32 protein-coding genes are annotated in these 19,450 nt (G+C 53.9%); all 32 read right to left on the bottom strand.

What is annotated here, in order from left to right:
• Nucleotides 1-40 precede the first annotated feature (40 nt).
• The 32 genes from BMZ66_RS17170 to rpsG all read right to left on the bottom strand — a co-directional run bounded on the left by BMZ66_RS17170 (nt 41) and on the right by rpsG (nt 19,376).
• The gene (locus BMZ66_RS17170) at nt 41-1,030 is read right to left on the bottom strand and encodes a DNA-directed RNA polymerase subunit alpha (RefSeq protein WP_092677104.1); all 990 of its coding nucleotides are present in this window, start codon (nt 1,028-1,030) and stop codon (nt 41-43) included.
• A gap of 90 nt (nt 1,031-1,120) precedes the next feature.
• Nucleotides 1,121-1,726, bottom strand: a complete 606-nt coding sequence (gene rpsD / locus BMZ66_RS17165; RefSeq protein WP_092676465.1) for a 30S ribosomal protein S4 — start codon at nt 1,724-1,726, stop codon at nt 1,121-1,123.
• Nucleotides 1,727-1,752: 26 nt separating this feature from the next.
• Nucleotides 1,753-2,145, bottom strand: coding sequence for a 30S ribosomal protein S11 (gene rpsK / locus BMZ66_RS17160; RefSeq protein WP_035567868.1), 393 nt, complete (start codon nt 2,143-2,145; stop codon nt 1,753-1,755).
• Nucleotides 2,146-2,232: 87 nt separating this feature from the next.
• Nucleotides 2,233-2,610, bottom strand: a complete 378-nt coding sequence (gene rpsM, locus BMZ66_RS17155; protein WP_070727294.1) for a 30S ribosomal protein S13 — start codon at nt 2,608-2,610, stop codon at nt 2,233-2,235.
• 99 nt (nt 2,611-2,709) lie between these two features.
• On the bottom strand, nt 2,710-2,826 hold the full coding sequence (rpmJ, locus tag BMZ66_RS17150) for a 50S ribosomal protein L36 (protein ID WP_046246595.1): 117 nt from the start codon (nt 2,824-2,826) through the stop codon (nt 2,710-2,712).
• A gap of 21 nt (nt 2,827-2,847) precedes the next feature.
• Nucleotides 2,848-3,066 carry a translation initiation factor IF-1 gene (gene infA / locus BMZ66_RS17145; protein ID WP_035567874.1) on the bottom strand — a complete coding sequence of 73 codons (219 nt, stop codon included), beginning with the start codon at nt 3,064-3,066 and terminating at the stop codon, nt 2,848-2,850.
• 5 nt (nt 3,067-3,071) lie between these two features.
• Nucleotides 3,072-3,857, bottom strand: coding sequence for a type I methionyl aminopeptidase (map, locus tag BMZ66_RS17140; protein ID WP_092676462.1), 786 nt, complete (start codon nt 3,855-3,857; stop codon nt 3,072-3,074).
• Between the two features lie 7 nt (nt 3,858-3,864).
• Nucleotides 3,865-5,184: a preprotein translocase subunit SecY gene (gene secY, locus BMZ66_RS17135; RefSeq protein WP_035567878.1), complete on the bottom strand. Its 1,320-nt coding sequence runs from the start codon at nt 5,182-5,184 to the stop codon at nt 3,865-3,867.
• A 15-nt stretch (nt 5,185-5,199) separates the two neighbouring features.
• The gene (gene rplO / locus BMZ66_RS17130) at nt 5,200-5,649 is read right to left on the bottom strand and encodes a 50S ribosomal protein L15 (protein WP_092676459.1); all 450 of its coding nucleotides are present in this window, start codon (nt 5,647-5,649) and stop codon (nt 5,200-5,202) included.
• A 14-nt stretch (nt 5,650-5,663) separates the two neighbouring features.
• Nucleotides 5,664-5,843, bottom strand: coding sequence for a 50S ribosomal protein L30 (rpmD, locus tag BMZ66_RS17125; protein ID WP_092676456.1), 180 nt, complete (start codon nt 5,841-5,843; stop codon nt 5,664-5,666).
• A 5-nt stretch (nt 5,844-5,848) separates the two neighbouring features.
• Nucleotides 5,849-6,340 (bottom strand): 30S ribosomal protein S5, encoded by a 492-nt coding sequence (gene rpsE / locus BMZ66_RS17120; RefSeq protein WP_035567955.1) that lies wholly within the window; start codon nt 6,338-6,340, stop codon nt 5,849-5,851.
• A 91-nt stretch (nt 6,341-6,431) separates the two neighbouring features.
• Complete coding sequence (gene rplR, locus BMZ66_RS17115; protein ID WP_092676453.1) at nt 6,432-6,782, bottom strand: 50S ribosomal protein L18; 351 nt, start codon at nt 6,780-6,782, stop codon at nt 6,432-6,434.
• A 9-nt stretch (nt 6,783-6,791) separates the two neighbouring features.
• Nucleotides 6,792-7,346 carry a 50S ribosomal protein L6 gene (gene rplF, locus BMZ66_RS17110; RefSeq protein WP_092676450.1) on the bottom strand — a complete coding sequence of 185 codons (555 nt, stop codon included), beginning with the start codon at nt 7,344-7,346 and terminating at the stop codon, nt 6,792-6,794.
• Nucleotides 7,347-7,373: 27 nt separating this feature from the next.
• A complete protein-coding gene (gene rpsH, locus BMZ66_RS17105) occupies nt 7,374-7,772 on the bottom strand; it encodes a 30S ribosomal protein S8 (protein WP_092676447.1) in 399 nt (132 codons plus the stop codon).
• 364 nt (nt 7,773-8,136) lie between these two features.
• Nucleotides 8,137-8,406, bottom strand: a complete 270-nt coding sequence (gene rpsN, locus BMZ66_RS17100; protein WP_035567891.1) for a 30S ribosomal protein S14 — start codon at nt 8,404-8,406, stop codon at nt 8,137-8,139.
• 12 nt (nt 8,407-8,418) lie between these two features.
• Nucleotides 8,419-8,973, bottom strand: a complete 555-nt coding sequence (rplE, locus tag BMZ66_RS17095; RefSeq protein WP_092676444.1) for a 50S ribosomal protein L5 — start codon at nt 8,971-8,973, stop codon at nt 8,419-8,421.
• A 14-nt stretch (nt 8,974-8,987) separates the two neighbouring features.
• Nucleotides 8,988-9,317 (bottom strand): 50S ribosomal protein L24, encoded by a 330-nt coding sequence (rplX, locus tag BMZ66_RS17090; RefSeq protein WP_092676441.1) that lies wholly within the window; start codon nt 9,315-9,317, stop codon nt 8,988-8,990.
• Nucleotides 9,318-9,320: 3 nt separating this feature from the next.
• Nucleotides 9,321-9,689: a 50S ribosomal protein L14 gene (rplN, locus tag BMZ66_RS17085; RefSeq protein ID WP_035567895.1), complete on the bottom strand. Its 369-nt coding sequence runs from the start codon at nt 9,687-9,689 to the stop codon at nt 9,321-9,323.
• Nucleotides 9,690-9,698: 9 nt separating this feature from the next.
• Nucleotides 9,699-9,998 carry a 30S ribosomal protein S17 gene (gene rpsQ / locus BMZ66_RS17080; RefSeq protein ID WP_092676438.1) on the bottom strand — a complete coding sequence of 100 codons (300 nt, stop codon included), beginning with the start codon at nt 9,996-9,998 and terminating at the stop codon, nt 9,699-9,701.
• 3 nt (nt 9,999-10,001) lie between these two features.
• Nucleotides 10,002-10,217 carry a 50S ribosomal protein L29 gene (rpmC, locus tag BMZ66_RS17075; RefSeq protein ID WP_092676434.1) on the bottom strand — a complete coding sequence of 72 codons (216 nt, stop codon included), beginning with the start codon at nt 10,215-10,217 and terminating at the stop codon, nt 10,002-10,004.
• 3 nt (nt 10,218-10,220) lie between these two features.
• Nucleotides 10,221-10,646 (bottom strand): 50S ribosomal protein L16, encoded by a 426-nt coding sequence (gene rplP / locus BMZ66_RS17070; protein ID WP_046246580.1) that lies wholly within the window; start codon nt 10,644-10,646, stop codon nt 10,221-10,223.
• Between the two features lie 105 nt (nt 10,647-10,751).
• On the bottom strand, nt 10,752-11,642 hold the full coding sequence (gene rpsC, locus BMZ66_RS17065; RefSeq protein WP_092676431.1) for a 30S ribosomal protein S3: 891 nt from the start codon (nt 11,640-11,642) through the stop codon (nt 10,752-10,754).
• A 6-nt stretch (nt 11,643-11,648) separates the two neighbouring features.
• A complete protein-coding gene (rplV, locus tag BMZ66_RS17060; protein ID WP_070727270.1) occupies nt 11,649-12,071 on the bottom strand; it encodes a 50S ribosomal protein L22 in 423 nt (140 codons plus the stop codon).
• A gap of 1 nt (nt 12,072) precedes the next feature.
• Nucleotides 12,073-12,351 (bottom strand): 30S ribosomal protein S19, encoded by a 279-nt coding sequence (gene rpsS, locus BMZ66_RS17055; protein WP_068191730.1) that lies wholly within the window; start codon nt 12,349-12,351, stop codon nt 12,073-12,075.
• A gap of 3 nt (nt 12,352-12,354) precedes the next feature.
• Nucleotides 12,355-13,182, bottom strand: a complete 828-nt coding sequence (gene rplB, locus BMZ66_RS17050; RefSeq protein ID WP_092676428.1) for a 50S ribosomal protein L2 — start codon at nt 13,180-13,182, stop codon at nt 12,355-12,357.
• A 52-nt stretch (nt 13,183-13,234) separates the two neighbouring features.
• On the bottom strand, nt 13,235-13,522 hold the full coding sequence (rplW, locus tag BMZ66_RS17045; protein ID WP_092676425.1) for a 50S ribosomal protein L23: 288 nt from the start codon (nt 13,520-13,522) through the stop codon (nt 13,235-13,237).
• A complete protein-coding gene (gene rplD, locus BMZ66_RS17040; RefSeq protein ID WP_092676422.1) occupies nt 13,522-14,160 on the bottom strand; it encodes a 50S ribosomal protein L4 in 639 nt (212 codons plus the stop codon). The genes rplW and rplD overlap by 1 nt, the downstream gene beginning before the upstream one ends.
• A gap of 8 nt (nt 14,161-14,168) precedes the next feature.
• Nucleotides 14,169-14,789, bottom strand: a complete 621-nt coding sequence (gene rplC, locus BMZ66_RS17035; protein ID WP_092676419.1) for a 50S ribosomal protein L3 — start codon at nt 14,787-14,789, stop codon at nt 14,169-14,171.
• Between the two features lie 158 nt (nt 14,790-14,947).
• Nucleotides 14,948-16,222 carry an O-antigen ligase family protein gene (locus BMZ66_RS17030; RefSeq protein WP_177204776.1) on the bottom strand — a complete coding sequence of 425 codons (1,275 nt, stop codon included), beginning with the start codon at nt 16,220-16,222 and terminating at the stop codon, nt 14,948-14,950.
• A gap of 95 nt (nt 16,223-16,317) precedes the next feature.
• The gene (gene rpsJ, locus BMZ66_RS17025) at nt 16,318-16,623 is read right to left on the bottom strand and encodes a 30S ribosomal protein S10 (protein ID WP_035567915.1); all 306 of its coding nucleotides are present in this window, start codon (nt 16,621-16,623) and stop codon (nt 16,318-16,320) included.
• A gap of 38 nt (nt 16,624-16,661) precedes the next feature.
• Complete coding sequence (gene fusA, locus BMZ66_RS17020; RefSeq protein ID WP_092676413.1) at nt 16,662-18,800, bottom strand: elongation factor G; 2,139 nt, start codon at nt 18,798-18,800, stop codon at nt 16,662-16,664.
• 108 nt (nt 18,801-18,908) lie between these two features.
• Nucleotides 18,909-19,376: a 30S ribosomal protein S7 gene (gene rpsG, locus BMZ66_RS17015; RefSeq protein WP_035567919.1), complete on the bottom strand. Its 468-nt coding sequence runs from the start codon at nt 19,374-19,376 to the stop codon at nt 18,909-18,911.
• Nucleotides 19,377-19,450 lie beyond the last annotated feature (74 nt).

Raw genomic sequence — 19,450 nt, 5'->3', positions numbered from 1 at the left:
CTGCAATACAGTCAACTTTCCAACGGTTCAGCCATTACGACTAGTCTTCTTCGAGGCGATACTTGCCCAGGTCCATACCGAACTCCAGGCCGCGCTCCTCAACGAGGTTCTCCAACTCGGTCAGGCTTTTCTTGCCGAAGTTGCGGAACTTCATCATGTCAGCGATTTCGAGCTGCACCAATTCGCCCATCGTCTTGATGTCGGCAGCCTTGAGGCAGTTCTTGGCGCGTACGCTGAGCTCCATGTCCTCCAAAGGAGTCTTGAGCATCTTGCGCATCTGCATGGTTTCCTCATCAATCGGCTCGTCTTCGGTCACGCGAGGACCTTCGAGGGTCATCGTGTTATCCGAGAACAGCATGAAGTGCTGAATGAGGATGTTGGCCGCACCTTTCAGTGCTTCCTCCGGGTGAATCGAACCGTCGGTCTGAATCTCGATAACGAGCTTCTCATAGTCGGTTTTTTGCTCCACACGGGTGTTCTCGATGCTGTACTTCACGTTCTTGATAGGCGTGTAGATAGCATCGATAGCAATCTGACCAAAAACCTGGTCAGTTGGCTTGTTCTCATCGGCAGGCACATAGCCACGGCCACGAGCAATGGTTAACTCAAACTCCAGCTCCGTGCTGGGGTCAAGGTGGGCAATCACGTGGTCGGGGTTCAACACCTCAAATCCGCTGGCAAACTTGGCAATGTCAGCACCCGAAAAGGTCTCCTGACCTTTCACGCGCACCGTAATTTTATCAGCAATGGCGTCGCTGGTCTTCTTGAACCGGACCATTTTCAGGTTCAGGATGATTTCGGACATGTCCTCAATCACACCTTCGATGGTCGAAAACTCGTGCAACACGCTGTTCGTGCGAACCGACGTGATGGCGAAACCCTCCAGCGACGACAACAGAATGCGACGCAGCGCATTGCCGATGGTGACGCCGTAGCCCTTCTCGAGCGGCTTAAATTCAAACGTCCCGGTGAAGTCGTCGGATTTCTCCATCACCACTTTCTCCGGCATCTGAAAAGCTAAGATTGACATATGTGGGGCGTAAAAAATGTAAAAAAAGTTGTTGAAGTATAAGCACAAGTGCGGCCCGACAAACTGCCGGGCCGCTACCAGTAGCGTTAATTACTTCGAATACAATTCGACGATGAGCTGCTCCGTGATTTTCTCAGGAATCAGCTCGCGGGCCGGAGCGTTGATGAACTTGCCAACCATCTCCTTGCCATCCCACTCCAACCAAGAAAACTGGCGTGAGTTACGAACCGACAGGCTGGTAGCAATGGCTTCCAACGACTTCGACTTCTCGCGAACACCCACCACGTCGCCAGCCCGGAGGTGGTAAGAAGGAATGTTCACAACTTCGCCGTTAACGGTGATGTGCTTGTGACCAACGAGCTGACGAGCAGCGCGACGCGTCGAGGCGATGCCCAAACGGTACACGGCGTTGTCCAAACGGGCTTCCAACAGAGCGAGCAGGTTGTCACCGGTGATGCCGGGCATGGTCGCTGCTTTGTGGAACAGGTTTTCGAATTGCTTCTCCAACATGCCGTACATGTACTTCACCTTCTGCTTTTCCATCAGCTGGACAGCGTACTCCGACTGCTTCTTGCGACGGCCGCGGCCGTGCTGGCCCGGAGGATAGGCTTTCTTGTTGAGCGCTTTGTCGGGGCCGAAAATCGGCTCGTTGAAGCGACGGGCAATTTTTGAGGTAGGGCCGGTATAACGTGCCATCTTAATCTACTATCTGAAGTTAAAAACTAAACGCGACGACGCTTGGGAGGGCGGCAGCCGTTGTGGGGCAGCGGCGTTACGTCGCGGATGGTGGTCACCTCAATACCCACGTTGCCGAGGGCGCGGATGGCCGACTCACGGCCCGAACCCGGGCCTTTCACGAATACTTCGGCTTTGCGCATGCCCAGGTCGTGGGCTACTTTACCGCAGTCGCTCATCGCCATTTGGGCGGCGTAGGGCGTATTTTTCTTGGAACCACGGAAGCCCATTTTGCCGGCCGAAGCCCACGAAATAACTTGACCGTTGTTATTGGTGATGGAGATGATGATGTTGTTGAACGAGGCACGGATGTGTACCTGGCCAACCTGCTCCACCACGACAACGCGCTTCTTGGCTTTGTCTTTTCTTTTTTGTGCCATTTGGTTATCGCAAAAAATGCGGGAGGTGTTGGCGCTGGCCGCGCAGATACATTATCCGCAGTAGCCAGCGCCGATTCCCGTGTGAGATTATTTGGTTGCCTTCTTTTTGCCGGCTACCGTCTTACGCTTGCCCTTGCGGGTACGCGAGTTGTTCTTGGTGCGCTGACCACGAACTGGTAGACCTTTGCGGTGACGCAAGCCACGGTAGCAACCAATGTCCATCAAACGCTTGATGTTGGTGGTTACCTCCGAGCGCAGAACGCCTTCCGTTTTGTGCTCAGCAGCAATGATGGCACGGATAGCACCCGACTCCTCGTCGGACCAGTCCTTCACCTTCTTGTTGATGTCAACCCCGGCTTTCACCAGAATTTTCTGAGAATTGCTCCGGCCAATGCCGAAGATGTAAGTCAGGGCGATTTCGCCGCGCTTGTTGTCCGGGATATCAACCCCTGCGATACGAGCCATTTTGTGTGGTTAAGTGTTTGCGGACAGAAACCCGGCAGCTGCTTGGAAGGCGACAACAACGGTTGTCAGTACCCAAGGCTCCGGGAATCTAAAAAAGGATTAACCCTGGCGCTGCTTGAAGCGGGGGTTTTTCTTGTTGATGACGTAGAGCTTGCCATTACGGCGGACCAGTTTGCAGTCCACGCTACGCTTTTTCACCGAGGTTTTTACTTTCATGACCTGTGGAGAGAAACGAGTTTATTTATAACGATACTTGATGCGACCCTTTGACAAGTCGTAAGGAGACATTTCCAGCTTCACCTTATCGCCGGGCAGAATCTTGATGTAGTGCATCCGCATCTTACCCGAAATGTGGGCAATCAGCTGGTGGCCGTTCTCCAGTTCCACGCGGAACATGGCGTTGGAAAGGGCTTCGAGGATGGTACCGTCCTGCTCAATCGAGGCTTGTTTTGCCATAAGGGCTACTGCTGCAATGCTTTTTCTATGTACTCAAAGGACGTGAGAATCTCCGCCTTATCTTTTCTAACAACAACTGTATGCTCAAAGTGCGCTGAGGGCTTGCGGTCTTTGGTGCGAATAGTCCAGCCATCCGCCTCCTGCACCACATCCTTTTTGCCCAGGTTTATCATTGGCTCAATCGCCAATACCAAACCTGTTTGCAAGAGCGGCCCGGAACCCCGTTTGCCATAATTAGGCACTTCGGGCTTCTCGTGCAGCTTCGCGCCAACTCCGTGGCCAACCAGCTCGCGCACCACCCCGTAGCCCAACCTGGCTACATGGTTTTGGATTGCGAAGCTGATGTCACCAACGCGGTTGCCGCTCACGGCTTGCTCAATACCCTTGTACAGCGACGCTTTGGTTTCAGCCAAGAGCTTCAGTACTTCGGGCTTCACCTCCCCTATTGGGTAAGTGTAGGCACTGTCTGAATGAAAGCCATTCAGGTAAACCCCGCAATCCACCGATAAGATGTCGCCGCTCTTCAGCGGTTCGTCGGTAGCAAACCCGTGCACCACCACCGAATTTGGCGAAAGGCACAAGCTGTAGGGAAACTTATTGTAGCCTTTGAAGGAAGGCACTCCACCATGGTCCCGGATGAACTCCTCCGCGCGCTTATCAAGCTGTCGCGTCGTCACTCCTTCCTTCACCATGCCCGCGATTTCGCCGTGGGCCTTGGCCAGCACTAAAGCACTGGCACGGATGAGGTCAATCTCTTCTTCGGTTTTATATTGAATACTGCCGCTTGCCATGACTCATTTACGAGGCCACCGAAATGGGCTGAGCTGTGCGACCGCGCAGCTTGCCCGATTTCATCATGCCATCGTAGTGCTGCATGAGCAAATAGCTCTGTACCTGGTTCACGGTGTCCAATACCACACCCACCATGATGATGAGTGACGTGCCGCCATAGAATGCCGAGAACGGACGTGTAACGCCAAGCAACAAAGCAATAGCAGGGAAAATAGCAATCAGTGCAAGAGCTACAGCACCCGGCAACGTGACACGAGTCAGGATTTCATCGATGAACTCCGACGTGTCGCGGCCTGGCTTCACCCCCGGCACAAAGCCCCCGCTCCGCTTCAGGTCATCGGCAATCTGGTTAGGATTGACGCTGATGGCCGTGTAGAAGTAGGTGAAAATGATGATGAGCAACGCAAACGTCAGGTTGTACTGCCACGACGTGTAGTCCGAAAACTTAACGCCGATGTAGCTCGCCATATCGCTCTGGTTCTGCCATACCGAGGCAACGATAGCCGGCACGAACATCAACGACTGAGCGAAAATGATAGGCATTACACCAGCAGCATTCACCTTAAGAGGAATAAACTGACGCTGAGCATCGAGCTGCGTAGTACCACCAACCTGCTTGGCATACTGCACCGCAATGCGGCGAACAGCTTGCGTAAGCACGATTACGGCCATCACGACGAGGAACAGAACGACCATCTCCAAGAGGAAAATGAGCGACTTGTTAACCCCCTTTGCCACTGCCTCACCGATGATAGCACCTGGGAGACGCGACACGATGCCAATCATGATGAGCATCGAGATACCGTTGCCGATACCTTTATCGGTGATTTTCTCACCCAGCCACATGCAGAACAACGTACCGGCCGTGATGATAATCATGGTCGACACGGTGAAGAACGTGCCCGGATTGATGATGGCGTCCGCGTTAATGGTAGCAATAAAGCCAACCGACTGCGCCAACACAATCGGAATCGTGAGAATGCGCGTGTACTGGTTGATTTTCTTACGGCCCGACTCTCCCTCCTTCTGCAACTTCTGGAAGTAGGGAACAGCAATGGTGAGCAACTGCAACACAATGCTAGCCGAGATGTAAGGCATAATGCCCAACGCGAAGATGGACGCGTTGCTAAATGCACCTCCAAGGAGGGTATCCAGAATGCCAAACAAACCTTCGGCACCCGTCTTAAGGCGCGTCGGGTCAACACCCGGCAACACCACGTAAACGCCAAGGCGATAGATGGCAATGAAGAAAAGCGTATTGAGGATTCGCGTACGCAAATCCTCAATCGCAAAAATGTTCTTTATCGATTCGATAAACTTATTCATTGCCGAAGGTAGCTTTTAGAGCGTTACCGCTTTGCCGCCCGCCTTCTCGATGGCCTCAACAGCCGACTTCGAGAATGCGTGAGCATGAACTTCCAGAGCCGTGGAAACTTCGCCACGACCGAGGATTTTGATTTTAGCGTTTTTCGATACCAGACCGTTAGAGATGAAGTAAGCGGCATCCATAGTGGTGGCGCTGTTCTTCTCGAGCAGGGTAGCGAGCACATCGAGGTTGATGGCTTTGTACTCTACACGGTTGATGTTAGTGAAGCCAAACTTAGGCACACGGCGCTGGAGGGGCATTTGGCCACCTTCAAAACCGGACTTGCGCTTGTAGCCCGAACGCGACTTGGCGCCTTTGTGACCACGGGTCGACGTGCCACCGCGCGTGGAGCCTTCGCCCCGGCCAATCCGCTTCTCGTTTTTAGTCGAGCCGTAGGCTGGCGATAGATTGCTGAGATTAAGCATGACGATATATAGTCTTACAGTTCGGTTACTTCTAGCAGGTGCTTCACGCTGTTCACCATGCCCATGATGGACGGGTTTACTTCGTGCTGCGCGGTGCTGTTCATTTTGTTCAGGCCCAGGGACTGAACGGTGCGCTTTTGACGCTCGGGGCGGTCAATGGCGCTGCGCACGAGCTTTACTTGAATTTGTGCCATGTCAATTAACCGTTAAAAACGCGGGCAAGAGAGATACCACGTGCCTGTGCAATCTGCAACGGGTCACGCATTTTGGCCAAGGCAGCAAAGGTAGCCTTTACCACGTTGTGGGGGTTCGACGAGCCTTTCGACTTCGCCAGTACATCCTTGATACCGGCGCTCTCGAACACGGCGCGCATTGCACCGCCGGCGATTACACCCGTACCAGCCGCAGCCGGCTGGATGAGCACGAAACCACCGCCGTAGCGGCCTTCCATGAGGTGAGGAACGGTGTGCTTGTACATCGGCACTTTCACCACGTTCTTCTTAGCGTCGTCAATGCCTTTGGCAATGGCGTCGGTTACTTCGTTGGCTTTGCCGAGGCCGTAGCCTACGTTGCCGTTGCCGTCGCCTACTACCACAATGGCAGAGAAGCTAAAGCGGCGACCGCCTTTCACCACCTTCGCTACGCGGTTGATGGCTACTACTTTTTCTTTGAAGTCGGAGTCAGCGCCCATGCGGGAGTTGTCCTTGTTCCGGTCGCGGTCGTTGCTGCGCTGACGGTCTCCGCCAGGACGATTGTTGTCGCGTTCTTGCGCCATGATATTCTTAGAAATTGAGGCCGCCTTCGCGGGCTCCTTCAGCCAATGATTTTACGCGACCGTGGTAGAGGTAACCCGAGCGGTCGAACACCACTTTGGTAATGCCTTTCTCCAAAGCAACGGCGGCAACCTGCCGACCTACGGCGGCAGCCAGGGCCACGCCATTGCCGCCATCGGCGGTTACTTTTTTCGACGTTGCAGCAGCCAGCGTGCGGCCGGTCGTGTCGTCGATAATCTGAGCGTAGATGCCCGTGTTGCTACGGAACACCGAGAGCCGCGGCCGCTCGGACGTGCCAGCCACCTTGGTACGGATGATGCGCTGAATCCGCTTGCGGCGTTGTGCCTTATCAAATGCCATGATGCGAACTTATTTAGAGGCCGTTTTACCAGCTTTGCGACGGATGATTTCGCCCACGAAGCGTACACCTTTGCCTTTGTAAGGCTCGACTTTACGCAAGGAACGAATTTTAGCGGCTACCTGACCCAGGAGCTGATTGTCGATGCTGTTCAGCGTCACAATCGGGTTCTTACCTTTCTCGGTAACGGCGGTAGCGGTTACTTCCTTCGGCAGGGCAATGTAGATGTTGTGCGAGTAGCCTAGGGCCAGCTCAAGCGTGGTACCAGCGAGGGAGGCTTTGTAACCTACACCTACAAGCTCCAGCTTCTTCTCGAAACCATTGCTTACGCCTTGAACCATGTTGTTGATGAGCGAGCGGTACAAGCCGTGCATGGCCTTGTGACGCTTCTGCTCAGTAGGACGGGTTACCGTGAGGGTACCGTCTTCAATGGCAACGTTGATGTCGCGGTCCACTTGCGTGGTTAGCGTGCCCTTAGGGCCTTTCACCGTTACCACGTTGTCTTTCTCAACCGAGATAGCGACCCCAGCAGGGACGGAAATCGGGAGTTTACCAATACGTGACATAATTGAGTTAGCTAAAGCGGTTCCGGATTAGTACACGTAGCACAGCACCTCGCCGCCCACGTTCTCGGTTTTGCACTCTTTCTCCGTCATCACGCCCTTAGAGGTCGAGATGATGGCGACGCCCAAGCCGCTGAGTACCCGGGGCAGGTTATCGGAAGACACGTACTGACGCAAGCCAGGCGTCGAAACGCGCTGCAGCTTGGTGATAGCAGGAGCCTTGGTGGTCGGGTTGTACTTCAGAGCAATTTTGATGGTGCCCTGAATCGACGAATCATCAAAACGGTACGACTGAATGTAGCCCTTATGATAGAGCACCTTCGTGATTTCCTTTTTGATGTTGCTGGCCGGGATTTCTACCACCCGGTGGTTCGCCTTGATGGCGTTGCGTACCCGGGTCAGGTAGTCGGCAATGGGGTCAGTATTCATTGATTATTAAATGCGTCCGCGTTTTTCGGAGCGCAAAGATAAGAAAATTTCGCCGGGTGCCCAACGGGACCAACGAAATTTCGGTTAAGACTACTTGGCTTGCCCGGCGACGGTGCAGCCAATGGTTTCTTTTGGCAACCTGCCAAATGGTTTGGGGCCTTCCCCAGCTTTTGGGAGTGCAAAGGTAACGGATAATGTGACACTTATGCAAGTGCACTGCATAAATCACTCTGAAACTTTCTTACTTAAGGTCTCTCCCCTACTGTTAGCCCTTCCTAAGTTTAGGTAGCTAAGATGCGGCACCCACAAAAAAAGCCCCCAATTGCTTGGGAGCTTTTCTGATTTTGCGATAAGCCTGACTGGATTACCAGCTCGACTTGGTCACACCAGGAATCTTCCCGGCGAGAGCCATTTCGCGGAAGCGTACGCGGCTGATGCCAAACTTGCGCATGTAGCCGCGGGGACGGCCGTCAATCATGTCGCGGTTGTGCAGGCGCACGGGCGAAGCGTTTTTGGGCAGTTTGTCGAGACCTTCGTAGTCGCCGGCAGCTTTCAGAGCCTTGCGCTTCTCAGCGTAGCGGGCCACGGTGGCAATGCGCTTGCGCTCCCGTGCTTTGATGGATTCTTTAGCCATGAGTTCGGGAGATTAAGCTTCTTTGTTAGCGTTAGCGAAGGGCATACCGAACGCCTTAAGCAGTTCGTAGCTCTGCTCGTCATTTTCGGCGCTGGTCACGAACGTAATGTCCATGCCCGAGATGCTCTTGATTTTGTCAATCGAGATTTCGGGGAAGATGATTTGCTCCTTCACGCCGAGCGTGTAGTTGCCACGACCATCGAAACCTTTATCGTTGATGCCTTTGAAGTCACGTACGCGGGGCAGGGCCACTGTCAGGAGACGGTCCATGAACTCGTACATGCGCTCGCCGCGCAGCGTTACTTTAGCTCCGATGGGCATGCCTTCGCGGAGCTTAAAGTTCGACACCGACTTCTTGGCGATGGTGGCAATGGCTTTCTGACCGGTGATAACCGTCAGCTCATCCACGCCGTTGTCGACCAATTTCTTGTCAGCTACCGCTGCGCCAATGCCGCGGTTGATGCAGATTTTGGTGACACGAGGTACCTGCATGATGCTCTTGAACTGGAATTTCTCCTGGAGCGCGGGTACGATGTCTTTCTTATAAATGTCTTTGAGACGTGCCATGATGCAGGGGGCAATTACGCCGTTTTGGCGGTGGCACGCTTAGTAGTCGGAGCTGCCGAAGCCGCTTCGCCTTTGCGCACACGCTCACCGGTGGTGGGGTTGATAGCCTGCACATTGCTTACGTGCATGGGCGCCTCCATCTTGGTGATGCCGCCCTGGGGCGATTTGGCGCTCGGCTTGTTGTGTTTCGTCACCAGGTTCAGACCTTCAACGATTACGCGCTGGGTCACCCGGTTTACCGACTTAATAACGCCGGTCTTGCCGCGCTCGTCGCCAGCAATCACCTTAACGGTGTCGCCCGACTTCACGTGCAGTTGTACGGGGTCTGCTTTCTTGATAGCCATAGCTTAGAGTACTTCGGGGGCTAAGGATACAATTTTCATGAACTGACGCTCACGCAGCTCCCGGGCCACTGGGCCGAAGATGCGCGTGCCGCGGGGCTCGTCGTTGTTGTTGAGCAACACGGCAGCGTTGTCGTCGAAGCGGATGTACGAACCGTCTTTGCGGCGTACTTCCTTCTTCACGCGAACTACTACGGCCTTGCTCACGGTGCCTTTCTTGGCGTTACCGGAAGGGATAGCCGACTTGATGGCTACCACAATCTTGTCGCCAACGCTGGCGTATTTCTTGCCCGTGCCACCCAGGACACGGATGCAGAGGACTTCCTTGGCGCCGCTATTGTCGGCAACCGTCAGGCGGGATTCTTGCTGTATCATTTGTCTGGATTACTTAGCGCGTTCAATAATTTCCACCAGGCGCCACCGCTTGGTCTTGCTCAGCGGGCGGGTGCTCATGATGAGGACCGTGTCGCCTTCGCCACACTCGTTGTTCTCGTCGTGGGCGTGGAATTTCGTGGTCTTGGTCACGAACTTGCCGTACATGGGGTGCTTTTGCTTCTGCACCACAGCTACGGTGATGGACTTGTCCATCTTCGAGCTCGTTACCGTGCCGGTGATTTCTTTGCGCAGGTTGCGCGAAGCTTCAGCGGCAGCGGTTTGGTCTTGGGTTGTTACGTCGGTTGCCATCGGTTATTGAGCGGTGTTAGTGGCCTGCTCGTTGTTCCGACGAGTCTGCTCGGTGAGCAAGCGGGCGACGTTTTTACGGTTGGCCTTGAGGCGGGCGGGGTTCTCCAGGGGCGAAATCGCATGAGCGAAACGCAACTGCTGGCCCTGAGCCTGCTCGGTTTTGATTTGCTCTTTCAGGGCTTCAACTGAAAGGCCTTTGAGGTCGGTCTTGTTTTTCATGACTTAGGCAGCGTCCGTATAGTCGCGGCGAACCACGAATGAAGTTTTTACGGGCAGCTTCTGAGCCGCCAGACGCAGCGATTCTTTGGCTACTTCCAGCGAAACACCGTCCGACTCGAACATGATTTGGCCGGGCTTAACGCAGGCCACCCAATACTCGGGCGAACCTTTACCCTTACCCATCCGCACTTCAGCAGGCTTCTTGGTAATGGGTTTGTCGGGGAAAATGCGAATCCATACTTGCCCTTCGCGTTTCATGGCGCGGGTCATGGCGATACGAGCTGCCTCAATCTGGCGGGCCGTAATCCAAGAAACCTCTAGCGACTTGATAGCGAACGAACCGAAGTCTATGGAGCTGCCGCGGTAGGCGAGGCCTGTTACGCGACCCTTTTGCATCTTGCGATACTTGGTCCTTTTCGGTTGTAACATTTGATTTTAATAAAAGAGAGTGTTCTGTAATAGAGAGGGGCGAACAGTCGAACATTTCGCTTCGTTCACCAAAGCGGCAAACGAAGCGAAATGACTTGACTTGTTCTAGCGACGCGGGCCGCGAGCAGCACCGCCGGCAGCTCCGCCACCCTGGGCGGGGCCATTGCGACGGGGACCGGCGTTGTCGCCGCGGGGAGCACCACCACCGGCGTTGCCGCCACGGTCGTTGCCACCACGGCCACCGGCACCACCGTCACGACGCGGGCCGCGGTCGCCTTCACGACGCTCGCCACGGGGGCCACGGTCGTCACGACGTCCACCGGCATCGCCACCGGGGTTGGTGAGCTGCTGGTTGGGCGAGAGGTCGGGCTTGCCGAACACCTCACCGCGCATTACCCACACCTTGATGCCAATTTTGCCATACACAGTCTGAGCTTCCGACAAAGCGTAGTCGATGTCAGCGCGCAGCGTGTGCAGCGGCGTACGACCTTCTTTGTACTGCTCCGAACGGGCAATTTCAGCACCGCCGAGACGGCCACCGCACTGAATCTTGATGCCTTCGGCACCAACACGCATAGCCGCCTGAATCGACATTTTCATGGCGCGACGGAAGGAGATACGAGCGGCCAGCTGCTGGGCGATGCTCTCGCCTACCAGCTTGGCATCCAACTCCGGACGCTTGATTTCGAAGATGTTGATTTGAACGTCTTTGCTGGTGATTTGCTTCAGCTCGTCCTTAATCTTGTCAACTTCCTGGCCGCCTTTACCAATTACCACACCCGGACGAGCCGTATTGATAGTGATGGTGATGCGCTTCAGGGTGCGCTCAATCACAATGCGGCTGATGCCACCTTTCTGAATGCGAGCGTTGATGTACTTGCGGATTTTCTCGTCCTCCACCAATTTCTCGGCGAAGTCCTTGCCGCCGTACCAGTTGGAGTCCCAGCCTTTGATTACTCCCAAGCGGAAGCCAACCGGATTTACTTTCTGTCCCATACTAAATTAGGATTTGGCGTCGGCCTTAGGTTTTTCGGTAGTACCAACTTGCTTGGCGTGCTCGGTGGTTTTCTTGCCGAGTTTCTCCACTTTCGTGTCGATTTTCAGCGTCACGTGGTTGCTGCGCTTGCGAATGCGGTGGCCACGGCCCTGGGGGGCGGGGCGCAGGCGCTTCAGCTGGCGTCCTTCGTCCACGAAGATTTCGCTGATGTAGAGGTTTGCGTCCTCAATCCGCTCTTCTTCGTTGTGCTGCTGCCAGTTGGCCAAGGCCGAAAGGAGCAGTTTCTCAATCTTCTCGGCGCCGATGTTGGCTTCGAAGCGCAGCAGGCCCAGGGCTTGCGTTACTTTCTTGCCGCGCACGAGGTCGGCCACCAAACGCATCTTACGAGGCGAGGTCGGCACATTGCGGAGTTTTGCTACTGCTTCCATCTTAGCGCTTGCCTTTATCTTTTTTGGCGACGTGACCACGGAAGTTACGCGTCGGGGCAAATTCGCCCAACTTGTGTCCTACCATGTTCTCGGTCACATACACCGGGATGAACTTATTGCCGTTGTGAACAGCGAACGTGTGGCCAACGAAATCGGGGGAAATCATCGAGCGGCGCGACCAAGTCTTTACCACCGATTTCTTACCAGCCGTTTCGAGTGCCGTGACTTTCTTTTCCAGCCGGAAGTCAATGTACGGCCCTTTTTTGAGTGAACGTGCCATATATTACTTCTTGCCTTTGCGGCTCACAATCAGGTTCTCCGAATACTTGTTCTTGTTGCGGGTCTTCTGGCCCTTAGCCAAAATACCGTTGCGGCTACGTGGGTGACCACCCGACGATTTGCCTTCACCACCACCCATGGGGTGGTCGACTGGGTTCATGGCTACACCACGAACGCGAGGACGACGACCAGCCCACCGGTTACGGCCTGCCTTACCCATCCGGGTGTTCATGTGGTCACCATTCGAAACGGTACCAACCGTGGCCATGCAAGTCACGAGGACCATGCGCATTTCGCCGGAAGGCAATTTCAACGTGGCGTATTTCTCTTCGCGGGCTACGATTTGGGCGTAGGTGCCAGCCGAGCGGGCCATGGCCGCGCCCTGACCGGGCTGCAACTCAATGTTGTGGAGGATGGTACCGAGGGGAATCTCGCGCAGCGGCAATGTATTGCCCACTTCGGGAGCTACGCCCGTGCCCGATACAACCGTCGTACCCACGGTCATGCCGGCGGGTGCGATGATGTAGCGCTTCTCGCCGTCTGCATAGTTCAGCAGAGCGATACGGGCGGTACGGTTGGGGTCGTACTCGATGGTCTTCACCACGGCCGGAACACCGGCTTTGTCGCGCTTGAAGTCCACGATACGATATTGGGTTTTATGACCACCGCCGATGTAGCGGTTGGACATTTTACCGGAAGAGTTCCGGCCACCCGATTTGGGGAGGGAAGTCATCAAGGACTTCTCCGGGGTCGACGTCGTTATCTCGTCGAACGCCGGCGCAACGCGGAAGCGCTGCCCTGGGCTGGTTGGTCTGAGTTTTTTAAGTGCCATTACTAGCTAGTTGTGCTTTTGCGGCGAAAAATTATGTGGCGAAGCGGTAGGCCTACAAGTTGCCGTAGAAGTCGATTACATCGCCTTCTTTCACGGTAACAATAGCTTTTTTGCCGTGGGCGCGACGGCCGGTCACCTGGCCGGTCTTGGTGCCTTTCGACTTTACTTTGCCAATGGTGCGCATCGTGTTGATGTCGGTTACCGTCACGCCGTACAGCGTTTCGATGTCCTTCTTGATTTGCACTTTGTTGGCCGTGCGCTCCACTTCAAAAGTGTAGCGACCTTTTTCGTTGAGGCCGGTGGCCTTTTCGGTCACGATGGGGCGTTTCAGCGTGCTCATTATTCGGCGGTGCTATAGAGTTCAACCAATGAAGCCATGCCGTCTTCCGAAATCAGCAGCGTGTCCGTGTTCAGCAAGTCGTGGGTGTTGAGGCCGATGGGCGTCGACACGGTCACTTTCTGCAGGTTGCGGGCGCTGAGAACAACGTTCTTGTTAACCTCACCGGTAACAAGCATGGTCTTTTTGCCATTGTTCAGCTTGAGGCCGTTCAGGATGGCGAGGAAGTCCTTGGTGCGGGGAGCATCCATGGCGATGTTCTCCACGAGGGAGATTTTGCCATCTTTAGCCAGGCTCGACAGAGCCGAGAGGCGAGCTACGCGCTTAGTCTTCTTGTTCAGCTTGAAGCTGTAGTCGCGGGGCTGAGGACCGAACATCCGGCCACCACCTACGAACACACCCGACTTCATGCTGCCAGCACGGGCACCGCCCGTACCTTTTTGTTTCTTGAGCTTCTTCGTGGTGCCGTGCACCTCGTTGCGCTGCTTGGACTTGTGCGTGCCCTGGCGCTGGTTGGCCAGGTACTGCTTCACGTCCAAGTACATCACGTGCTCGTTTACTTCGAGACCGAAGATGGCGTCAGACAGGGTCACCTTGCGGCCGGTGTCTTCGCCTTTGAGGCTATAAACTGAGAGTTCCATATTATAGTCTATTTCTCGATTACCACGTAAGAATTCTTAGCACCGGGAATCGAGCCGCTCACCAGAATCAGGTTCTTATCACCCACTACGCGCATCACCTTCAGGTTTTGCACTTTTACACGGTCATTGCCCATGCGGCCACCCATGCGCATTCCTTTGAATACGCGCGAAGGCCAGGAGCAAGCACCAATAGAACCTGGGTGACGCAGACGGTTGTGCTGGCCGTGAGTCTGGCCGCCAACGCCCTGGAAGTTGTAACGCTTTACAACACCCTGGAATCCCTTACCTTTAGAAGTACCCACTACGTCCACAAACTCGCCTTCTGCGAACAGAGTAGCGTCGATGGTAGCGCCAGCGGCGTAGGTCGATTCGGCGTCGAGGCGGAATTCAACCAATTTTTTCTTGGGGGTGGTACCGGCTTTAGCGAAGTGACCAACCAAAGCTTTGGTGGTGTTCTTGGCTTTTTTCTCGCCGTACCCAATTTGAATGGCGGTGTAGCCGTCATTCGCGATAGTCTTAACCTGCGTCACTACGCACGGACCCGCTTCGATGAGCGTGCAGGGAATGTTTTTCCCATCCGGAGTGAAGAGGCTTGTCATACCGATTTTCTTACCGATGATGCCAGGCATTCTGTTAATGATTAAATGACACAAAAAGAAAACGACCGAGTGCCGTTTTCGCTAAGGGAGTGCAAAGATAGGAAAAAAGCTCCGGGAATCACAACGACAGTTAGAAATATTTTCTAGCTGAGGCTGTTAGCTTACCCTTCTATGTAAAAATCGAGGCTTTACGCAGGCCGCCAAAGTGGGTCATTATCCTCGGTAGGCATCGACCCTTGTAACGCCAGCAACAAGAAAAATAGCACGTAGGCCAAACCTATCTGCGTTTCCAAAGTGTATTCTACCAAAAACGATAGTGCAATACTTACATAATGTGCTAGAAGTAGCGGAGCCTTTTTGCGCCTAGCCCACCAAGCTGGGTAAAACATGCCGACAACAAATACCAGAAGACCTAGCCCCCCGTGAGCAGCAAGATTGTAGAGGTACTGGTTATGAGGCAAGATGTAATACTCAGATTCCATCTCAGGATAGAAGATGGCATAACGCTTGGCCATCTCCCCTTCCAAGTCTGCTTTCCCTACCCCCAGCACTTTATTATCTCGCCAAACGCCTAGAGCGGCTTTATATGAGTAGACACGGGCAGCTATTGAGTACTTCTTCCCTTGTTTCGCTGATGTTTGCTTGACCTTACTTACATCAAGGCGTGTGTTATATACTCTGTTGTTAAAGGTTGGAAACGCTATGAAGCTAATTGCAAGCAATAGTATTAAAGCAGTCACTATTAGGGCTGCCTGTTTCCATAGCTTCTTCTTAAGAACAAGCCAGATGATGGCTAAGCCCGATAATGCGTAGAAAGTCAATTGACCACTACGAACAGACAGCAAATGCAAAAAAGCTGCTAGTAAGACGATGGTAACAATTAGCCAAGGACGCCACTTTTGCAATATGGCTTGGTGCACCAACAAGAGCACTCCAACTGCAATAGCTAGGGTAATGATGAGACTAAATCGGATATGGTCTGGCTCCGTTGGCATGACCTTAGAATGCAAATACAGTTCGTTGATTTCACGGAAGTGCAGCAAATAGTTGATTGTCGCTCCAACCGCCGCAACCGTCGTCAGGCCAATTAATAGAATCCACAACCAGCGCAAATACCGACTTGGCATTGCAGGCATTAGCCAAAACCCTAAAACCAGCGCCACAAAAGGCAACTTCAGCACTATGTCACGGTAGTACTCGCCAAGGTTGGCCGTATCGGTGTTTAGCCCCTGTGAGAGGAATAATAGATAAAGCGAGAATAAGCTTCCGAACACGGGCCACATCTCCCAGTTCGCTATCCGACGGTAGGTGCAGGCGTAAACAATGCCTGTAACCGCTATTCCTGCCACGCCGATACTTGGAAGTATCCGAAACCAATTGGCAATGAAAATACCAATGATGACACAGCTACTGAAGAAAAGACTTGCTCGTTGCAAGCGGGCCAAAGTGAATACAGTTTGCATGTGGGCTAAATAGTACCGGTGCAAGTTCCAAAGAAAAAGCCCCACTGCGACGAATCGCAGTGGGGCTTTTCTCATTTAAGACTGAAATTGAATCCTCAGACTTTGATTTCTACGTCAACGCCGCTGGGCAATTCCAGCTTCATCAGAGCATCTACCGTCTTCGACGAAGTCGAGAAGATGTCCACGAGGCGCTTGTAGGTGCAAAGCTGGAACTGCTCCCGGCTCTTCTTGTTCACGTGGGGCGAGCGCAACACGGTGAACTTCTCTTTTTGGGTCGGCAAAGGAATCGGGCCGCTTACGATGGCACCGGTGGCCTTCACAGCTTTCACGATTTTCTCGGCCGATTTGTCTACGAGGTTGTGGTCGTAGCTTTTCAGCTTAATGCGAATTTTCTGGTTCATTGGAATTGGTGGGGGCCGATTGCCCCCGTTAGAAAAGCTTATTTACCTCCTTTTACTTTGGCGATGATGCCTTCAGCCAAGTTGCTCGGCACTTGCTCGTAGTGCGAGAACGTGAGCGAAGCCGAAGCACGGCCCGACGAAATCGTGCGGAGCGCGGTTACGTAACCGAACAGTTCGGACAACGGAACGTCGGCTTTAATCAGTTGAGCACCGCCTTTGGTGTCCATGCCTTTCATCAAACCACGACGACGGTTCAAGTCACCGGTTACGGGACCCGTGTACTCGTCGGGGCAAACTACTTCCACGCTCATGATGGGCTCGAGCAATTTCGGGCCAGCCTGGCGGGCAGCTTCGCGGAAACCACCACGAGCAGCGAGTTCGAACGACAGGGCATCCGAGTCAACGTCGTGGAAGGAACCATGGTACAGACGCACTTTCATGCCCTCAACAGGGAAACCAGCTAACGGCCCCTGACGCATAGCCTCTTCGAAGCCTTTCTGAATGGGCTGGATGAATTCACGAGGAATAACACCGCCTACAATGGCGTTGTCAAACTCGAAGCCGGGCTTTTCGGGCTCGGTCTCTTTCGGGCCGAGTTCGAACACGATGTCACCGAATTTACCGCGGCCACCGGTCTGCTTCTTGTAGGTTTCGCGGTGGTCGACCTTCTTGGTCAGAACCTCCTTGTAAGCTACCATCGGCGCACCCTGGTTGATTTCCACTTTGAATTCACGACGCATGCGGTCGATGATGATTTCCAAGTGGAGCTCGCCCATACCACGCAACACGGTCTGACCGGTTTCGGGGTCGGTGTTAACCTTCAGGGTAGGGTCTTCTTCGATAAGCTTGGCGATGGCCATGCCCATTTTGTCGACGTCAGCCTGAGTTTTAGGCTCAATGGCGTAACCAATTACGGGCTCGGGGAAGCTCATCGACTCGAGGACGATGGGGTTCTTCTCTTCGCTCAGCGTATCGCCGGTTTTGATGTCTTTGAAGCCAACACCAGCTGCAATGTCACCCGCCTGGATTTTATCAATTGGGTTCTGCTTGTTGGAGTGCATCTGCATCAGGCGCGAGATACGCTCCTTCTTGCCGGTGCGGTTGTTCAGTACGTAAGAGCCGGCATCCAGCACGCCGCTGTAGCAGCGGAAGAAGCACAGACGGCCTACGAAGGGGTCAGTAGCAATTTTAAACGCCAGAGCGGTGAAAGGCTCGGAGTTGTCGGGGTGACGCTCCATTTCCTCGCCAGTCTCGGGGTGGGTACCGATGATGGCGGGCATGTCAAGCGGCGAAGGCAAGTAAGCCATAACGGCATCCAGCATCGTTTGAACACCCTTGTTTTTGAAAGCCGAACCACACAATACGGGCGAGAACTTCATGTCGATAACCGCCTGGCGGATAACAACCATCATTTCATCGCGGGTAATGGAATCGGGGTTGTCGAAGAATTTCTCCAGCAACGCGTCATCGTACTCAGCTACGCTCTCCACGAGCTTCTGACGCCATTCGGCTACCGTTTCAACGAGGTCCTCGGGAACGGGAATTTCGTCGTAGGATTTGCCTTCGGTTTTATCGTCCCACACAATGGCTTTGCCAGTCAGCAGGTCAACTACGCCTTTGAACGTGTCTTCGGCACCAATCGGTATCTGCAACGGAATTGGGTTAGCGCCCAACTTGTCTTTGATTTCGAGAACGGCTTTGAAGAAGTCAGCGCCGGCACGGTCCATCTTGTTGACGAAGCAAATGCGGGGTACTTTATACTTGTCAGCCTGACGCCATACAGTCTCCGACTGCGGCTCAACGCCCGAAACGGCGCAGAACAAAGCAACAGCGCCGTCAAGCACACGCAGCGAACGTTCTACCTCTACCGTGAAGTCAACGTGGCCGGGGGTGTCAATCAGGTTGATTTTGTACTGCTTAGTGTCAGCAGTCGGGTCACCCTTGATGTCGGTGGGGTAGTTCCAGAAAGTAGTCGTGGCAGCCGAGGTAATCGTGATGCCGCGCTCCTGCTCCTGCTCCATCCAGTCCATCGTGGCGGCACCGTCGTGCACTTCCCCGATTTTGTGGGTTTTACCCGTGTAATACAGGATACGCTCCGACGTCGTGGTCTTACCGGCGTCGATGTGCGCCATAATTCCGATGTTGCGGAGGTAGTAAAGTTCTTTATTTACGGCCATGATAGTGGTTAGGGCTTAGAAATTTGGGGTCTCAGGTCTCGGGTCGTTTAACAGAACAGTCCGTCAAATAAATCCAAGTCCCTAAGACCCCAAACCCAAATTTCCAGTTTAGAAACGGAAGTGCGAGAAGGCCTTGTTGGCCTCTGCCATGCGGTGGGTGTCGTCTTTCTTCTTAACGGCAGCACCTTCGCCTTTGGCGGCAGCGATGATTTCGCCAGCCAGCTTGTCCTTCATGGTTTTCTCACCACGACGACGAGCGTACTGAATCATCCATTTAGCACCCACCGAAATGCGGCGGTCAGCGCGCACTTCAATCGGAACCTGGAAGGTAGCTCCACCTACACGGCGGCTCTTTACTTCCACGGTGGGCATCACGTTGTTCAACGCTTTGCGCCACATTTCGAGGCCGCTCTCCTTGGTGCGCTGCTCCACGAGGTCGCAAGCGTCATAGAAGATGGTGTACGCCAGGTTTTTCTTACCATCGTACATCATGTAGTTCACGAAACGGGTTACCAGCGTCTCCTTGTACTTAGGGTCCGGCAGCAAGATGCGCTTCTTTGGTTTAGACTTTCTCATTGGTTTATTTAGTTGTCAGTTGTTAGTTGCTAGTTGTCAGCTGTTGAGGATGTTAAACAACCTAACAGCTGACA

This window comes from Hymenobacter arizonensis (assembly GCF_900115775.1).
Taxonomy (GTDB): Bacteria; Bacteroidota; Bacteroidia; order Cytophagales; family Hymenobacteraceae; genus Hymenobacter; species Hymenobacter arizonensis.
This window is presented reverse-complemented; position numbering and strand designations above follow the sequence as displayed.

Coding starts and splice junctions, on each gene's coding strand:
- BMZ66_RS17170 (WP_092677104.1), bottom strand. CDS start 1,030: ATGTCAATCTTAGCTTTTCAGATGCCGGAGAAAGTGGTGATGGAGAAA.
- rpsD (WP_092676465.1), bottom strand. CDS start 1,726: ATGGCACGTTATACCGGCCCTACCTCAAAAATTGCCCGTCGCTTCAAC.
- rpsK (WP_035567868.1), bottom strand. CDS start 2,145: ATGGCACAAAAAAGAAAAGACAAAGCCAAGAAGCGCGTTGTCGTGGTG.
- rpsM (WP_070727294.1), bottom strand. CDS start 2,610: ATGGCTCGTATCGCAGGGGTTGATATCCCGGACAACAAGCGCGGCGAA.
- rpmJ (WP_046246595.1), bottom strand. CDS start 2,826: ATGAAAGTAAAAACCTCGGTGAAAAAGCGTAGCGTGGACTGCAAACTG.
- infA (WP_035567874.1), bottom strand. CDS start 3,066: ATGGCAAAACAAGCCTCGATTGAGCAGGACGGTACCATCCTCGAAGCC.
- map (WP_092676462.1), bottom strand. CDS start 3,857: ATGGCAAGCGGCAGTATTCAATATAAAACCGAAGAAGAGATTGACCTC.
- secY (WP_035567878.1), bottom strand. CDS start 5,184: ATGAATAAGTTTATCGAATCGATAAAGAACATTTTTGCGATTGAGGAT.
- rplO (WP_092676459.1), bottom strand. CDS start 5,649: ATGCTTAATCTCAGCAATCTATCGCCAGCCTACGGCTCGACTAAAAAC.
- rpmD (WP_092676456.1), bottom strand. CDS start 5,843: ATGGCACAAATTCAAGTAAAGCTCGTGCGCAGCGCCATTGACCGCCCC.
- rpsE (WP_035567955.1), bottom strand. CDS start 6,340: ATGGGCGCTGACTCCGACTTCAAAGAAAAAGTAGTAGCCATCAACCGC.
- rplR (WP_092676453.1), bottom strand. CDS start 6,782: ATGGCATTTGATAAGGCACAACGCCGCAAGCGGATTCAGCGCATCATC.
- rplF (WP_092676450.1), bottom strand. CDS start 7,346: ATGTCACGTATTGGTAAACTCCCGATTTCCGTCCCTGCTGGGGTCGCT.
- rpsH (WP_092676447.1), bottom strand. CDS start 7,772: ATGAATACTGACCCCATTGCCGACTACCTGACCCGGGTACGCAACGCC.
- rpsN (WP_035567891.1), bottom strand. CDS start 8,406: ATGGCTAAAGAATCCATCAAAGCACGGGAGCGCAAGCGCATTGCCACC.
- rplE (WP_092676444.1), bottom strand. CDS start 8,973: ATGGCACGTCTCAAAGACATTTATAAGAAAGACATCGTACCCGCGCTC.
- rplX (WP_092676441.1), bottom strand. CDS start 9,317: ATGGCTATCAAGAAAGCAGACCCCGTACAACTGCACGTGAAGTCGGGC.
- rplN (WP_035567895.1), bottom strand. CDS start 9,689: ATGATACAGCAAGAATCCCGCCTGACGGTTGCCGACAATAGCGGCGCC.
- rpsQ (WP_092676438.1), bottom strand. CDS start 9,998: ATGGCAACCGACGTAACAACCCAAGACCAAACCGCTGCCGCTGAAGCT.
- rpmC (WP_092676434.1), bottom strand. CDS start 10,217: ATGAAAAACAAGACCGACCTCAAAGGCCTTTCAGTTGAAGCCCTGAAA.
- rplP (WP_046246580.1), bottom strand. CDS start 10,646: ATGTTACAACCGAAAAGGACCAAGTATCGCAAGATGCAAAAGGGTCGC.
- rpsC (WP_092676431.1), bottom strand. CDS start 11,642: ATGGGACAGAAAGTAAATCCGGTTGGCTTCCGCTTGGGAGTAATCAAA.
- rplV (WP_070727270.1), bottom strand. CDS start 12,071: ATGGAAGCAGTAGCAAAACTCCGCAATGTGCCGACCTCGCCTCGTAAG.
- rpsS (WP_068191730.1), bottom strand. CDS start 12,351: ATGGCACGTTCACTCAAAAAAGGGCCGTACATTGACTTCCGGCTGGAA.
- rplB (WP_092676428.1), bottom strand. CDS start 13,182: ATGGCACTTAAAAAACTCAGACCAACCAGCCCAGGGCAGCGCTTCCGC.
- rplW (WP_092676425.1), bottom strand. CDS start 13,522: ATGAGCACGCTGAAACGCCCCATCGTGACCGAAAAGGCCACCGGCCTC.
- rplD (WP_092676422.1), bottom strand. CDS start 14,160: ATGGAACTCTCAGTTTATAGCCTCAAAGGCGAAGACACCGGCCGCAAG.
- rplC (WP_092676419.1), bottom strand. CDS start 14,789: ATGCCTGGCATCATCGGTAAGAAAATCGGTATGACAAGCCTCTTCACT.
- BMZ66_RS17030 (WP_177204776.1), bottom strand. CDS start 16,222: ATGCAAACTGTATTCACTTTGGCCCGCTTGCAACGAGCAAGTCTTTTC.
- rpsJ (WP_035567915.1), bottom strand. CDS start 16,623: ATGAACCAGAAAATTCGCATTAAGCTGAAAAGCTACGACCACAACCTC.
- fusA (WP_092676413.1), bottom strand. CDS start 18,800: ATGGCCGTAAATAAAGAACTTTACTACCTCCGCAACATCGGAATTATG.
- rpsG (WP_035567919.1), bottom strand. CDS start 19,376: ATGAGAAAGTCTAAACCAAAGAAGCGCATCTTGCTGCCGGACCCTAAG.